Annotated in this window: 1 protein-coding gene and 1 pseudogene; one reads left to right on the plus strand and one right to left on the minus strand. The window is 42.7% G+C overall.

Translation table 11 applies throughout. The annotated features are described in order from the left end of the window. Positions 1-58 precede the first annotated feature (58 nt). Positions 59-770 (minus strand): annotated as a pseudogene (locus QUA62_RS29170) (IS5 family transposase). A 187-nt stretch (positions 771-957) separates the two neighbouring features. Here QUA62_RS29170 and QUA62_RS29175 point away from each other — a divergent pair. Further along, entirely contained in the window at positions 958-1,170 is a 213-nt protein-coding gene (locus QUA62_RS29175) for a hypothetical protein (protein ID WP_333408278.1), read from the plus strand. Positions 1,171-1,383: the final 213 nt, after the last annotated feature.

Consider the following 1,383-nt stretch of genomic DNA (forward strand, 5'->3'; position numbering starts at 1 on the left):
TTTTGGCAATTCTCTGTTTATTATGCTTTTTATATTTTATCACATGGGTGTTCACAAATCAATTAGGATTGCTATAGATGAAAGTCTCAGAAGTTGCAGGTAATCGTTCATAATCTTTGCTAAGACGACGACACCAATTGAGCCATCCAAAAGTTCTTTCCACTACCCAACGCTTTGGGAGATGGACAAAACCCTTCTTCTCCAACGGTCTCAACACAATCTCTACAATCCAACGAAATATATCCATTACCCAGCGCCGAAAATCTTCCCCCTTATATCCTCCATCCATCCAAATCGTATGTAATCGCTTGACTTGATTTCCGGTTGCAGACACTCGTTGAAGGACAAGCTTTGCTCCTTGACGTTCGGGGACAGAGGCAGATGTAACCAAAACTCGTAACACGCTTACCTAACAAATCCACAGTCAGATGCCGTTTACGACCATGTATCTGTTTACCTGCGTCATAACCCACGTCTTGGTGAATCATGGTGGCGGTTTCAACTGATTGACTGTCCACTGCCGCCTCCGATGGACTGGGTTCACGTCCGGCAGTCACTCTCACCCATTGGTACAGTTTGTCATGTACTTTCAACCAAGTGCCATCTTTTTGCCACCTGCGGAAATACCCATAGACTGTTGGCCAAGGGGGAAAATCTCCGGGTAATGCCCGCCACGTACATCCTTGACATAAGACGTAGACAATGGGGTTCATCACTGTATATATGGCTGTGGTGCGGGGACGACCACCAGTTTTTGCCGATGGAAACATTTCGGCAATTAATTCCCACTGCTCCAGAGTTAAATCATTAGGATATGCTGCGAGTCATTCGCTCACAAGGTGCTGGTTTTTACCAATCTCAGCATACGCCTTGTGAGTTTTTTTACACCCTACCCCCACTTTTAAAACATCCTCTAACAACAATCTGACAATCTTACAGCCACTCAAAGCTAAGCTTTTGGCCAACGGTGAAGTTTTACTCACCCGCAAATTGATTGAAGCAGTTTGTGAGTTAGCCAAGTATTGGTCGGGTTCCATTACGGTGATGATGGAAGAAACGAAAGAAGACAACGACCAGATAGATTCAAAAAAATTCAAACTTGATGAATTGCCCTTCAAACTGGCTGGGGGGGTGACAACCAGCCTGAAACCTAGAGGTGGTGAGGATTGAGCCAATGTGTGCTAAAAAAAATAGGCAGCATAATTGTTACACGCTTGCCTATCCAAAAAATAATGATACCAACATTTTACCAGACTCATTTAAAAAAACAACTGACGAAAGCTCAGTTTCTTGTAATGACAACTTTACTATAGCAATCCTATATGAATTGTGAAAAGGCATCAAATCTTTTCAAGTTAGGAAAATTGAAAAGATTATATTTAG

Origin of the sequence: Microcoleus sp. MON1_C1 (genome assembly GCF_036701945.1) — a bacterium.
Classification (GTDB): Bacteria; Cyanobacteriota; Cyanobacteriia; order Cyanobacteriales; family Microcoleaceae; genus Microcoleus.